This is a genomic window from Microvirgula curvata (assembly GCF_054781615.1).
Map to the genome: position 1 here is coordinate 54,514 of NZ_BAAGUB010000041.1, position 11,597 is coordinate 66,110.

The window sequence follows — 11,597 nt, forward strand, 5'->3', positions numbered from 1 at the left end:
TTCACGCGTATCACTTTGTTTCTTTTTGGATTGTTTCAATGAATTTCAAAAAAGAACAGGTGGTCAGATGCATTTATGGCCAGATGCATTTAGTGCTTTGAGCTATCTATGTCAGGGTATTTTTTTGATTTCAGATAAATAAAAAAATAATGGCAATGTGTTCGGCTCTAGGCTGTTAGTATATTTATCTATCTATAATTAATTGAATGAAAGCAGCCTTTTCAGGGGAATCATAATGAGTGATTTGAATCTTATCGAGGCAGATGATTTAGATATCGCGCTAGAGCAACGGGCGGATTTTATTACAAATGATGAACTAAAGCGCGACACTGCAACAAGTGATTTTTTCGATGGGATTGTTGAATCGCTAATAAAAAGACAGACCACTCTAATTGTCGGTCCGCGTGGATGCGGAAAAACGCACATGATGCGTTATGCAGCCCTTTTATGTAGAGACGACTCAAAAAAACCTCTTGCTATTTATGTTTCCTTCAATCGCTATTATCGCCTTGAGCCTATGCTCGTCTCAAGAGCAAATGCAATAACTCTCTTTCACTCATGGGTTCTTGCTCGTATAATTTTAGCAGCATACGAAACAATAGCTGACACCAATGAATTTAATCAAGATGATATCTATGGATGCCTCAACTACCTTAATATAAAAGAATTAGAAAAATTAGTTGGTCGACTTGAGAAGAATCTCCCTTTAACGACTCAAGAGCAAGACTTGGCAAATGAACTTACTATCTACAATACAAAAAATATCATAGATAATTTATTGGAAATAAGCTGCCGTCCGCGTTGTATATTATTGTTAGATGATGCTGCGCTAACATTGACGCCAGAGTACATGGGGGAATTTTTTGATATATTTAGAACACTAAAAACAGCAAAAATTTCTCCTAAAGCATCTGTCTATCCTGGGACCACTGAGTACGGAGCTCGTTTTCACCCAACTCAAGAAGGTGGTTTTCATTCTGTCTGGCTATCTGTAGAGGATAGTTCATATAGTGACACAATGTCGGCAATAGCCTCTAGACGAATTGAAAATTATACAGAAATTGCCGAGGACGTAAAAGAGTATTTAAAGTTTGCGGCATTTGGAATTCCCAGGGCATTTCTTTTTATGCTAAAAGAATATCAAACGGGTGGATTTAAGACGCCTCAACAGGGTCTTAATCGAATTATACAAGCTCACGTAGAAGCTAGGCTAGAAGAGTTTCGTTCGATATCACTTAAGTCCCCCAAATTAAGAACACTTATAGAGCAAGGAGAGACATTATTTTCCAAAATTGTGATTGCGCTTAAAGAATTTAACGATACCCAGTTGGAGAAGGGAGTTAAACAACTCCGCGTTGGGATATCAGGGATTGACGAAAAGCCACATGTCGAAAGAATGTTTAACCTTTTGATTGAAGCTGGTCTGCTATATGAAGTGCCAGAGAAAGTTTCTCACGGGGCCGATAGAAATTATAATCGTTACGTGCCTCATATCGCTGCCCTGCTTAATCAGCGAGCGTTTTCCGCCAACGAAAGGGGGTGGTCCCCTCGTATAATAGTAGACAAACTAAATTTAAAATCTGGAAAACAGCCTCTCAGGCGTGCAATTTCTTCTCTGCTAAATAAAGACGAATTGGATTCATTAAAATTCGACCTGCCGCCTTGCAGTTCATGCGGTACCGAGAGAGTGCAGCAATCGCAGAAATTTTGCCACAACTGTGGCTCTGAGTTAATTGATAGCTCAACCTTTGAAAGCTGTATCTCTTTGCCTCTACATGAAGTTCCAGGCTTAACCAAGTGGCAAACAGAGAAAATAAAAAAGGAACTTACCAAGTTCAAAACAATTGGTGATTTTTTGTCTGCACAAGATCCAGGGGCAGAACTAAGAAGGATGCACCGCATTGGTCAGGCAAGAGCGGAAAAAATAATAAATGTTATTACTGGCTTTGTGGATGATTTTTTGCAATGAGCGCTTCCAATCAAACCGTTTCTACTGCTGATTATTCAGCAATTGTTGCCGTTCCAGCAATAACCACACCAGTGAGCACCGAGAGACTTTTCGATAGAAACTATAAGGAAAATGGTGATTCCCCAATAGACCAGTTCCTGAAAAACTCGAATGCACTTAATTTGCTATGGATAAATGGTGATAATATATCTCGTGAGCTGGCTACCGTAGCATTTCTTGGATATATGTCTGCTGTAGAAAGTTATGTCCGATCATTGGTGCGAGGCTTGATTCTGATTGACCCTCATTCATTAAAGGTCGCAGAAGAAAAAAATATCACCTTTGGTGCAGCTCTGCATCATAGCAAACAGCTTTTGCCGGAGGCTCTTATGGATGAGTACTCCTTTGTTCACTCGGGAAATATAAAAGAAACCTTCAAAGGCTTAATTGGCATTGATCTTAGCCTAGACGAAAGGGTTGTCAAGGAGTTCGACAAAATATGTCAACTCAGGCATTGTTGTGTTCATCGCTTTGGAAAACTTGGCGCTAAGAATGCAATGAAATTAGGTTTAAATACTCATAATTCTTTATTTGAAAAACCGCTTATCCTTGGCAAGGATGAGTTAAATTTAATTGCGGGAAATATTCGATCCGTAGTGAAGTCGATAAACAATGCTGTGTATCGCTCTATTATGGATAGAACATTTCCAATACCAAAAAACAAATCAGAGCGAAAAGAGGCTGTGCGACGTTCAATTGATACTTTTTGGAAAAAAAACTACAATGATGACAAAATTACATATATAAAATATTATAATTTATTTGCAACAAAAGCTGATAGCATTAAATCTCAAAAAGCCAAGGAGATGTATGATAGGTTTATTTCAGAAAAAAATGCTGATTTAGCAGAACTTCAAAGGGAAGCTTCTAATCAAAGACAAGAAGCACAACCTGCGAACCAAAAACAATGATCTAATTATTTTAGGCTAAGCGGCCTTGTTAACAACTAAATCCTAGGTGAATAAATAGCCTCCCATTTACTAGATACTTTTGTGGCTGCTTCCAACAAGGAAGCAGCCATTCTTATCTGGGGTACGAAAGACCGCTTTGGCCGAGTAGCGGCCTTTCGTGCCGGCCATGCCAGGCAACCGTGGTCTGCACCCACTGGATGATGCCACAAGAAAAAAGTGCCAATAAAATAAACAGCAGCACCCCTACTGCGCAGCACCGAGGCTGTGCAGTAGGGGGCTATGCCGTACTTCAGATATTGCTGTCCTTTTCTCAAAGCACCATATACGACACCCACGGCTCAAACGGAAACCGCCGAATCTCATGCGTGCCGATCCCCACGATTTCCTGCAGGGCCAGCGTCTCTCCCGGAAACGACTCGCAGTTGATCTCGTCGAAGGCGACGATGGCACCTTTCGGCATTCGGGGCAGAAATAGCTCCAGTGCCTTCTTCGTCGGTTCGTACAGGTCGAAGTCGAGGTAGAGCAAGGAGATGATGGTGTGCGGATTGGCTGCGAGGTACTGCGCGGCGGTCTGGGTGAAGTCGCCTTTGACGAGTTCGACATTCGGGATGTGCGCCAGGTGGCGCTCGCTGTTGTACTTCTCGACTGAGCGTTCGAGCTCTTCCAGCGGGCTGCCGCAGATGTCGCCGGGCTGGCTGTGCAGACTGCCCTGGTTGTCCACGGCGTTGACGCTGGGGAAGCCTTCGAAGGTATCGAAGCCGACGATCTTGCGCGTGTAGTTGACCGGTTCGTGGATATTCGACAACTGTGCCCAGGTGAAGAGTCCGGCGCCGTTGTAGACGCCACATTCGACGATGATGCCGGTGATCGGCAGGATCTGCTGGAACAGTTGCTCCTTGGCCATAAAGCGCGCCAGTGCGCGCTTGGTCGAGAAGCGCGGGAAGTTTTCCAGCTTGTCGAGGACCGACAGGCTGGATTGCTGAAACGCGGCTTCGGCCAGGCCGTAGGCGGTTTTGTCCTTGCTGCTGTGCCGGCCGGCGATGGCGCTGTTGGGCAGGGCGGTGGGGGCGGTCATGGGTTCTCCGTCATGGCAGTGCTTGTCCATGGGGCGGCGTTACATGGCCGTGCGGCAACTGAAGCTCTTGCTGCCGGCGGCTGGCAGTACTTTGCTGGCTCCTTGTACTGGCAGGTTGATCAGCTTGCCACCCTGGGGACGGACTTGCAGAGTCTTGGCCTTGCGGATCGCTGCCCAGCCGTAATTGAAGTTGTTGCTGCCTACGTGCGATGAGGTGTCGTAGAACGCGCTTAGGACCTTGCCGTCGACGATCAGGTCGAAGGGCGGATTCGGGTCCATGCCGTAGTCGCGGCCGTTGACGGTCAGGGTGACGCTGGCCAGTTCGTCATAGTTGCTGCAGGCGATGTACAGCTGGGTTTTACCGCTGACCACGACGTATTCACTCACACCTTGTCCCCAACCACTGGACCAGCGGCCGTTTTCGCCAAAGGCTTGAGCCTGGCCGGCGGCGGTCAGGGCTGCGAGCAGGAGGAGGTACTTTTTCATGATGGAACCTTTCTTTCATTTTAAATAGGCAAAAAGCCCAGGACGGCATGAGCCGATCCGGGCCTGGGTGTTAACGGCGGAAGAAGTTGAGAAAGGCGGAGAACGCCCGGTTAGCGAGGGGAATAGCGATTTCACGAACCACGATGCCGGGCAGTGAAGACTTGATGCTCTCCCACAGTCCTTGTTCCGCCGCCTGACGGGACTTTTTTGAGACGTGTTCCTCGCGTGCCTCGCGGGCGATACTCCAGCGCTTCTCTGCGGGCAGCACGCTGATGACGGTGTCGATCAACGCGATCAACTGGTAGCCCGCTTCAGCGGAGACGGCACATACCTGGCTGGGGGAAACCCCCAACTGCCGGCTGATGCTGGCGCGCTTGGTCTCGATATTGGCGGCCTGACGGGGGCTGGGCAGATTGCGCTGCCAGTCCCATTCACGGCTTGGCTCAATCTTGTCGACCTGGTTGATGACGAAGATCACCGGCACCTGATGCTGGTCGGCGTAGGGCTGCACGATGTCGCGATAAACCTGCTCGTCCACACTTAGGGCCCGGTCATCAGCCTTGATCACCCACAGGATCAGATCGAGCTCTTTCATCAGGCTGGCATACAGCTCGGTGTAGTCGGCGTCACGGGTGGTGCTTTCGCCTACGCCGGGCACATCGAGCAGCGACAGACCCTTGCCGTTCTGATAGCTGAGGGTGATCTCCTGCGGATGGCGGGTGCAGGCTTCAACATCACTGACGCTGGCCGTTTCCTGACCGAATAGCGCATTGCACAGCGAAGACTTGCCGGCGCCAGTCTTGCCGAGCACGCCGACGACCGCCTGGTATTGCACGACCTGGCGGATACGCGCTCGCACGGCTTCCAGTTGCTCGGCTGTCAGGGCGGTGAGATGGGGACTTAGCTGATCAAACAGCCCGGCCGAGGTATCCGGCTTGGAGCTGGATAGTGGTTCTTCGTCGCCCAGAGCGGGCCATTGGTTGAACATGAGGGCCCCTCCGTTAGCGTGTGATCAGCAGACTCAGCCCGAACAGGCCGAGCCAGGCCCAGAAATAGGTCGGGCGCTGGTGCAGCGACTGCGCACGCTTCCACAGATAGACCGGAACAAGTAGCACCAGCTTGCCGAAGGCGGCGGTGTCGACCCCGGCGGCTTTCAGTCGCCGTTCGTCCCACAGGGACAAGCCGCAATTGAGCAACAGGGTGACGTACCAGTACTGGCCGCTGCTGAGGGCCTGGGCGACTTCGTAATCGACGGTCAGTTCGCTCTGTGCACGCATGCCGGCAACGGCGGATTCCAGTAGCAGTCCCAGCAGGGGCGCCAGGGCGAGTACCCAGATCACCGTGTTGCTGATGTGGCTGGCCGGCAGTGCCGGCGGTTGTGTGCTGTGGGGCAGGTGAATCGCCAACTGCGTATTGGCGAGGGGAAGCCAAGTGGTGAGGTCGGTGGCCCAGACCAGGGTCTGGCCGTTGAGGGAGCCGTGTTCGATCAGGGTCTGCATGGCTTCGGTGCTGATCGGGCCATGGCGCTGGCCATTCTTTTCGTAATGCCATTCATTCATGGGAATACCTTTCTTGTGACGGGGGGAAGGCCAGCCACATATCTGGAAGTCGTTATTCAACTCATTGGGTTGTATTTCAACCTTACGGCACCTTCATGTCAACGGGGTGATAGTCAACTATCAAGGTTGAATTGGAGGGCGTAATGGCAGAACCGGATATGAAGACACTGGCGCAGCGGGTAGGCAAAAGCATTGCTCGCCATCGCCAGGCGGTGAATCTGACCCAGGATGAGGTGGCCGAGCGGCTGGGGATTGGCAATGAAGCGGTGTCGCGTATCGAGCGCGGTATCGTCATGCCGACGGTGGCGCGGCTGGTGGAGCTGGCGCAGATTTTTCGCTGTGAGACTGCGGATCTGCTCAGTGAATCGAGCAACCGTCCGCTGGACCAGGAGCATCGCGTCAGCCGACTGCTGTCGACACTGGGGGATGAAGACCGTGAACTGGTGGTCGAACTGGTCGAACGGCTGGTGAGCCGCCTGACCCGCGCCTAGTCGAGTAGAACCAGTGCCTGATCGAGTGCCTTGCGCTTCAGCAGCGACCCCTGGCCGAACCAGGCGGAATCCAGCCGGTAGTCCTGGCTGCGCGCCCGGCGGTGGTGGTCAACGTACTCGGTCATCGCATTGACCAGGCCCCAGGCGGTGTTGCGCGCCCCGGGCAGCTCGGCGCCCATGCCAGCGCCGGCATATAGCCGTTCGAGCTGCTGCCAGGCACGCGAAGCCCCGGCGTCTTCCACTGGGGCTTCGTCCAGTACGTCATGGAAGAACACGCGGGCTTCGTCAGCAGAGACCGGACGCCGGCTTAGTGCCTTGATCTGACCAATAAACGCCTCCCAGCCGGACAGACCGATGCCGAGCGCTTCCTTGACCTGACGCGGATCGAACACGGTCGAGTGCGGCACCTTGACCGCTCCGCTGCATTCACCCACTGCCATTTGCAGTGTGTTGTTGCACACAACCCGGACCGAGGTGAACTGGGCCGTGGTGCACAAGGTGCCATCGCAACTGGTTGCCAGCAGCAGATAGGCTTTGACCCGGTCACCGCCCTTGAGCACGGTCTCCTGCCCGGTACGCGCCAGCGCCCACAGCTTGCGTCCGCCTTTCAGCACCCCGGCGGTTTCCAGCTCGAAGCCGCCAGCCGAGACCAGATCGTTATAGAAGTGCAGCACATCCTGCGGCTGCACCACCTTGTAGCGTTTGGACACCACTGACAGCGGCGCCAGGGTGTCGGAGCGATACAGCACCTTGCTGTCCGGATAAGGGCGCAACAGCGACTCGCCGCCCGCCACTTCAAACAGCACGTCGCTGTGCTCGATGGTCCAGTCCATGCCGGCTTCGCGCTGCCAGACATCAAGCGGTTGCTGGGTGGACAACGGGTTGCCGAGGCCGTGCCAGGGGACTTGGCCGACATAGGCCATGGTTTCGATGAGATGAGACATATCAGACTCCCGGAAAAATGCCCTGGTGGTGAGCCAGGGCAGGTAGAGGAAGGCAGTGACGGGGTGTCTCTGCCTGTAACCGGGAGGGTGATATGTGGGTGAAAAAATTTGGGATACCCTAACGGGACGTTACCTGCGACGGGCCGCGCCCATGAAGCGCGCCCCGCGCGCCGCGATGGGACAGATCGTCTTACATGGCCTTTCACTGCACAACCTGCGCGATGTCAACGTATCCATACCCACGGGCGTGCTGACCGTGGTGACGGGCGTTGCCGGCTCCGGTAAAAGCACACTCGTCAACCGCCTGCTGCCGCGCCATTGCCCACACGCCATTCTGATCAACCAGAAAGGCTTGGGAGGAACACGACGCTCGTCAGTCGCAAGCTATATTGGTGTACTCGACGAGATCCGCTCAGGTTTTGCGAAGAGCTGTGGCCAGCCCGCCAGCCTGTTCAGCAGCAACGCTCAGGGGGCTTGTCCTGTATGCAAGGGCCTGGGGTCAGTACAGACCGACCTGGCTTTCATGGACAGCGTGGAAACACCTTGCGATGCTTGCGGTGCTACGGGATTCAACGAGGCTGCACGCGCGAACACCTGGATGAATTGCAATATTGCCCAGGTTCTGGACTTCTCTGTGGAACAGGCGCTGCGGCATTTCCAATCCTGTCATGACGACATCGTTGAGCCATTGCATCGGCTCTCCAGAGTGGGATTGGGCTATCTGTCGCTGGAACAGCGGTTGAGTACCCTGTCCGGCGGCGAGCGCCAGCGTCTGAAACTGGCATCCAGATTGGCCGAGAAAGGCCGCTTGTATGTCTTCGATGAGCCGACGTCCGGCCTGCATATGTCCGATGTCGATCGGCTGCTTACCATTTTCGATGACCTCACGCAGCGAGGCGCCACCGTCATTGTGGTCGAGCACAACCTGGATGTCATGGCTCATGCCGACTGGTTGATCGAGATGGGACCTGGGGCAGGCAAGAAGGGCGGAAGAATCATTTTTGAGGGCCCGCCAGAGGTAATGATCAATGCCTCGGCATCCGTGACGGGACCATTCCTTTCGTGTCATTTTTCCGGGCATTTGTGAGGTGATGCATGGAGCTTCGGCTCCTGCGCTGCTTTACCCGCAGTGGCCGAAGAGAGCTCTGTGCCTTGTCTCTCAGGAACCGGTCTATCCGGCCTTTATCTCCTGCTGCAACCAAAGGCATGCTGCCCATCCCCATAGCCCTTGGTCGCTGCCTTGCAGAGGTAGCTGGCCCGATGGAAGAACGCTTCCAGCCCTTCTGCATCATCCCTACGCAGTCGATACGTTGAGTTGTCAGGCACATGGACCAGTCCAGTCACATCGTCGTGGGACAGCCTGAGCGCACTGGCCCAAGCGGACTGAATGCGGCTGTAGGTGTTCTCCTGGCCAGAGCCGATGCACCCAAAGGAGAAGTAGGCATCCTGGTTGAGAAAGAGCACGCAGTGGTAGTGCGGCTTCCCAGTGAGGCCAAGTTCCCGGGCCCATACGTAGCGGACACTGGTGTGGTGGACTTTGCCATAGCTCTGACGGGACCGTTCCCGGTCATGAGCAATCTTCGCCTTCAGCGAGTCAATGAAACGTGGCATCACTTGATTAGTGAATGCACCAAGGGGGAAGAGTTCTTCTTCAGGGAGCCGCAGATCAAACCGCACGGCAAGGGTCCTGGGGTGCTCGTCCAGGGCACGCTGCAAGGTGTCATGGAGCCGCCTCAGGTACTCCTGAATGAACGGAGCATGCCGAGCTATAACCGGGAGTCCGCAGAAGCTGTCTGCGTGATGCAAGTGAAGATTTGTGTTGACGCTATGGCGCCGTGCTGTGGTGGAGGGGGGCATTTCGAGATCATCCTGTTGGTCAATACATAGACACAGCAGGAGATGTATTTTTTTACTCTCCGGGAGAGGGGGATTCAGGATGGAAGCCTCTTGCAGTCATCCATGTTTCCCATGGGATTGACCAGGCAAGGCGTTCTTGTGGCACAGCTCTGATCTGTCTTGATGGATATCTGTAATTCATATTACTAAACAGAAATTTGCGCTCCAGTTTTTATCGTGGATTTTTTCTGTAAGTGGCCGCTACGCACGGGAATTTTTTCTGAACGTCACTCTGTAGAAATATTAGTCATGTGAAGTCTGGATGTTCCCCCGGACTGACTAGGAATAGCATAAAAACCATGACCAGGGAAGAGCCTGGTCATGGTTTGGGTGCGTGGTTCGACTTCTGGTGTTTTCGACTGTTTTGGCGTGCTAGCTCAAGTCTCGTTCTTTGATTCTCTCCAGGATCCAGTCATGGACCTCGCTTTCCAGCCAGCCGACACAGCGATCGCCTAAGGGGACGGGTTTTGGGAAGCTTCCTTCAGAAATGTTCTTGTAGATGGTCGAGCGAGCCAGCCCCGTTGAGTTAATGACTTCTTTCAGGCGGATTATTCTCATTGTGAAGTACCTCATGTTTGCACAGAGGATTGGCCTGCGACATGTTTTTCCCCATCACTGTTTTCGGCTTGTGGTCAAGCCTTCCAGGCTGAGGCCTGCTGTCTTGAGCTGCCCAGGCAGGAGATCGTTGTTGCTTCCTGCGGTGGATAGCCATGGTGTTTTGTCTTGTGTACCAACTTCAGTAGATGAATGATTGTTGCGTCGTAAATTTTTATAACTTGCTGTATTTCAACGTAGTGATCGACCATATCGATCCCTAGAGATTACATAGAACAGTAATGTATTTAGAGTAGTCTGGCAGTATAATCAAGCTAGTTTCTCGACTAGAGCCGTGATAGAAACAATAGAAAGTTAAAACGGAATATAAATCAAATCAATGTTTTCGATAGGAAAAAACTATGAAAATATTAAGAGGTAATAGGGACTTGACTAAGCCTATGAAAAGATCTCGTGACGATATCAGGAGAGAAATTTATACGTGGATGTACTTGTATTTTAATTTTAAGGAGGATCTTGCCCCTATTGAGTGCGGCACAAGTTTGATGAGGGAGTCGATTGCTAATTGTTTTTCGAGAAGACCTTATATGGAAGAGGAAATAGAAAGATCAATCCAAAAATACATGGTTCCTGAAAGTGAGCTTTCATGGATTTCTGAAGAGAAAAGATTGCAAGAATGGCTACGGCCAATTCTGCAGAGACGCGTCAATGAAAGGTTTTTCTTCCAAACATTGCATTTGCAAGGGCGAGATCTCCTGATTGCAATGATTGATGTGTGGAGATTTGACATCCAGGATAAAATTTATCAAATAAAAGAAATAAAAAAAGATTGGTTTTTGCACAAAGAGGGCGACTGCAAATTTAAATGGTTTTCTGATGAGGTTGAAGGTGACATGCGATGCAAATTCGCATGGGGTTGGTTGCAAAAAAATGAAAGGGGCTTTGATCGAGGCCGAGAGCCAATCGAAAATTACAATGATTTACTTATGTTTTTTGATCAAATGAATTTCAGCTCGGCTGAAATAATACTAAAGCTTAAAAATATTCGGCAAAGCTGGAATCGTCAACGCAGCAGGGAGCGACAGACAGAGAAAAAACAATATAATTTTATTTTGTCTAAGGCTGCCGTCAATTTTCTTGATAAGCTGACTGAAACTCATGTTTTGAGTCGCGCTCAAGTCCTTGAAATCTTGATCAAGAAGGAGTCTGAGAAAGGCGTCTACTTGGCTGGCTGGGAAAAGAGATTCGAGTGAGCCTGGCCATCGCATGGGCGCACGTGTAATAGCCCAGTAAAAATTTACTCATGCCATGACCAAGGGAAACAGACGATGGCAGACAACAGCAAACGGCGGACCCACCAGGTGCAAAAGTGCACTAGTGCTGGATCATCCAGAGCAAGACGACAGTCGCCGGGGTGGTCGAGCCGGTGATCTGTCGCCTCAGGAGGTCACAACGGGGCATTACAAGACTACTTAGGCCTTCGCCTATGCTATCCATGCTGGATGGAGTTCCTGCGGCCGTTCGCCGAACCCTGGTCGTTGGCGGCGCGACAGCAGAAATACCGCAGCGGCCAGGCAACTTGGGTCGTCTGTGGTGATCGTGCTCTTTTGCGGCCTAAGGCGCTCCATCGCAAGCCGTTCGCAGGCTTAGTCGCAACAAGAATCTGGCCAAA

Annotated in this window: 12 protein-coding genes; 5 read left to right on the forward strand and 7 right to left on the reverse strand. The window is 51.5% G+C overall.

The window, feature by feature from the left end:
* The first annotated feature begins 235 nt into the window (after nucleotides 1-235).
* Together ACYVG8_RS19240 and ACYVG8_RS19245 are read left to right on the forward strand one after the other, a co-directional pair.
* A complete protein-coding gene (locus ACYVG8_RS19240) occupies nucleotides 236-1,969 on the forward strand; it encodes a zinc ribbon domain-containing protein (RefSeq protein ID WP_460746630.1) in 1,734 nt (577 codons plus the stop codon).
* Entirely contained in the window at nucleotides 1,966-2,919 is a 954-nt protein-coding gene (locus ACYVG8_RS19245; protein ID WP_460746632.1) for a hypothetical protein, read from the forward strand. The genes ACYVG8_RS19240 and ACYVG8_RS19245 overlap by 4 nt, the downstream gene beginning before the upstream one ends.
* A gap of 310 nt (nucleotides 2,920-3,229) precedes the next feature.
* Here ACYVG8_RS19245 and ACYVG8_RS19250 read toward each other — a convergent pair whose 3' ends face one another.
* From ACYVG8_RS19250 to ACYVG8_RS19265, 4 genes are all read right to left on the reverse strand, one after another.
* A complete protein-coding gene (locus ACYVG8_RS19250; RefSeq protein WP_460746633.1) occupies nucleotides 3,230-3,994 on the reverse strand; it encodes a TylF/MycF/NovP-related O-methyltransferase in 765 nt (254 codons plus the stop codon).
* Nucleotides 3,995-4,033: 39 nt separating this feature from the next.
* Complete coding sequence (locus ACYVG8_RS19255; protein ID WP_460746634.1) at nucleotides 4,034-4,480, reverse strand: hypothetical protein; 447 nt, start codon at nucleotides 4,478-4,480, stop codon at nucleotides 4,034-4,036.
* 70 nt (nucleotides 4,481-4,550) lie between these two features.
* A complete protein-coding gene (locus ACYVG8_RS19260) occupies nucleotides 4,551-5,468 on the reverse strand; it encodes a GTPase family protein (protein WP_460746636.1) in 918 nt (305 codons plus the stop codon).
* 13 nt (nucleotides 5,469-5,481) lie between these two features.
* Nucleotides 5,482-6,039 carry a DUF4339 domain-containing protein gene (locus tag ACYVG8_RS19265; protein WP_460746637.1) on the reverse strand — a complete coding sequence of 186 codons (558 nt, stop codon included), beginning with the start codon at nucleotides 6,037-6,039 and terminating at the stop codon, nucleotides 5,482-5,484.
* A gap of 143 nt (nucleotides 6,040-6,182) precedes the next feature.
* Here ACYVG8_RS19265 and ACYVG8_RS19270 point away from each other — a divergent pair, with 143 nt between their 5' ends.
* The gene (locus ACYVG8_RS19270; RefSeq protein ID WP_281661129.1) at nucleotides 6,183-6,530 is read left to right on the forward strand and encodes a helix-turn-helix domain-containing protein; all 348 of its coding nucleotides are present in this window, start codon (nucleotides 6,183-6,185) and stop codon (nucleotides 6,528-6,530) included.
* Here ACYVG8_RS19270 and ACYVG8_RS19275 read toward each other — a convergent pair.
* Entirely contained in the window at nucleotides 6,527-7,474 is a 948-nt protein-coding gene (locus ACYVG8_RS19275) for a DUF932 domain-containing protein (protein WP_460746639.1), read from the reverse strand. The genes ACYVG8_RS19270 and ACYVG8_RS19275 overlap by 4 nt on opposite strands.
* Before the next feature lie 151 nt (nucleotides 7,475-7,625).
* On the opposite strand from ACYVG8_RS19275, the gene ACYVG8_RS19280 reads away from it, so the two are divergent.
* On the forward strand, nucleotides 7,626-8,561 hold the full coding sequence (locus ACYVG8_RS19280; RefSeq protein WP_460746640.1) for an ATP-binding cassette domain-containing protein: 936 nt from the start codon (nucleotides 7,626-7,628) through the stop codon (nucleotides 8,559-8,561).
* 95 nt (nucleotides 8,562-8,656) lie between these two features.
* Here the strand turns inward: ACYVG8_RS19280 and ACYVG8_RS19285 are convergent, their stop codons facing one another.
* A complete protein-coding gene (locus ACYVG8_RS19285) occupies nucleotides 8,657-9,331 on the reverse strand; it encodes an inovirus Gp2 family protein (RefSeq protein WP_460746641.1) in 675 nt (224 codons plus the stop codon).
* A gap of 411 nt (nucleotides 9,332-9,742) precedes the next feature.
* On the reverse strand, nucleotides 9,743-9,943 hold the full coding sequence (locus ACYVG8_RS19290) for a helix-turn-helix transcriptional regulator (protein WP_460746642.1): 201 nt from the start codon (nucleotides 9,941-9,943) through the stop codon (nucleotides 9,743-9,745).
* A 383-nt stretch (nucleotides 9,944-10,326) separates the two neighbouring features.
* Between ACYVG8_RS19290 and ACYVG8_RS19295 the strand changes: the two genes are divergently transcribed.
* A complete protein-coding gene (locus tag ACYVG8_RS19295) occupies nucleotides 10,327-11,178 on the forward strand; it encodes a hypothetical protein (protein WP_460746644.1) in 852 nt (283 codons plus the stop codon).
* The last annotated feature ends 419 nt before the right edge of the window (nucleotides 11,179-11,597 follow it).

Bases quoted from the DNA above. Each gene is read 5' to 3' on its own strand.
- ACYVG8_RS19240 (WP_460746630.1), top strand. From the start codon at position 236: ATGAGTGATTTGAATCTTATCGAGGCAGATGATTTAGATATCGCGCTA.
- ACYVG8_RS19245 (WP_460746632.1), top strand. From the start codon at position 1,966: ATGAGCGCTTCCAATCAAACCGTTTCTACTGCTGATTATTCAGCAATT.
- ACYVG8_RS19250 (WP_460746633.1), bottom strand. From the start codon at position 3,994: ATGACCGCCCCCACCGCCCTGCCCAACAGCGCCATCGCCGGCCGGCAC.
- ACYVG8_RS19255 (WP_460746634.1), bottom strand. From the start codon at position 4,480: ATGAAAAAGTACCTCCTCCTGCTCGCAGCCCTGACCGCCGCCGGCCAG.
- ACYVG8_RS19260 (WP_460746636.1), bottom strand. From the start codon at position 5,468: ATGTTCAACCAATGGCCCGCTCTGGGCGACGAAGAACCACTATCCAGC.
- ACYVG8_RS19265 (WP_460746637.1), bottom strand. From the start codon at position 6,039: ATGAATGAATGGCATTACGAAAAGAATGGCCAGCGCCATGGCCCGATC.
- ACYVG8_RS19270 (WP_281661129.1), top strand. From the start codon at position 6,183: ATGGCAGAACCGGATATGAAGACACTGGCGCAGCGGGTAGGCAAAAGC.
- ACYVG8_RS19275 (WP_460746639.1), bottom strand. From the start codon at position 7,474: ATGTCTCATCTCATCGAAACCATGGCCTATGTCGGCCAAGTCCCCTGG.
- ACYVG8_RS19280 (WP_460746640.1), top strand. From the start codon at position 7,626: ATGAAGCGCGCCCCGCGCGCCGCGATGGGACAGATCGTCTTACATGGC.
- ACYVG8_RS19285 (WP_460746641.1), bottom strand. From the start codon at position 9,331: ATGCCCCCCTCCACCACAGCACGGCGCCATAGCGTCAACACAAATCTT.
- ACYVG8_RS19290 (WP_460746642.1), bottom strand. From the start codon at position 9,943: ATGAGGTACTTCACAATGAGAATAATCCGCCTGAAAGAAGTCATTAAC.
- ACYVG8_RS19295 (WP_460746644.1), top strand. From the start codon at position 10,327: ATGAAAATATTAAGAGGTAATAGGGACTTGACTAAGCCTATGAAAAGA.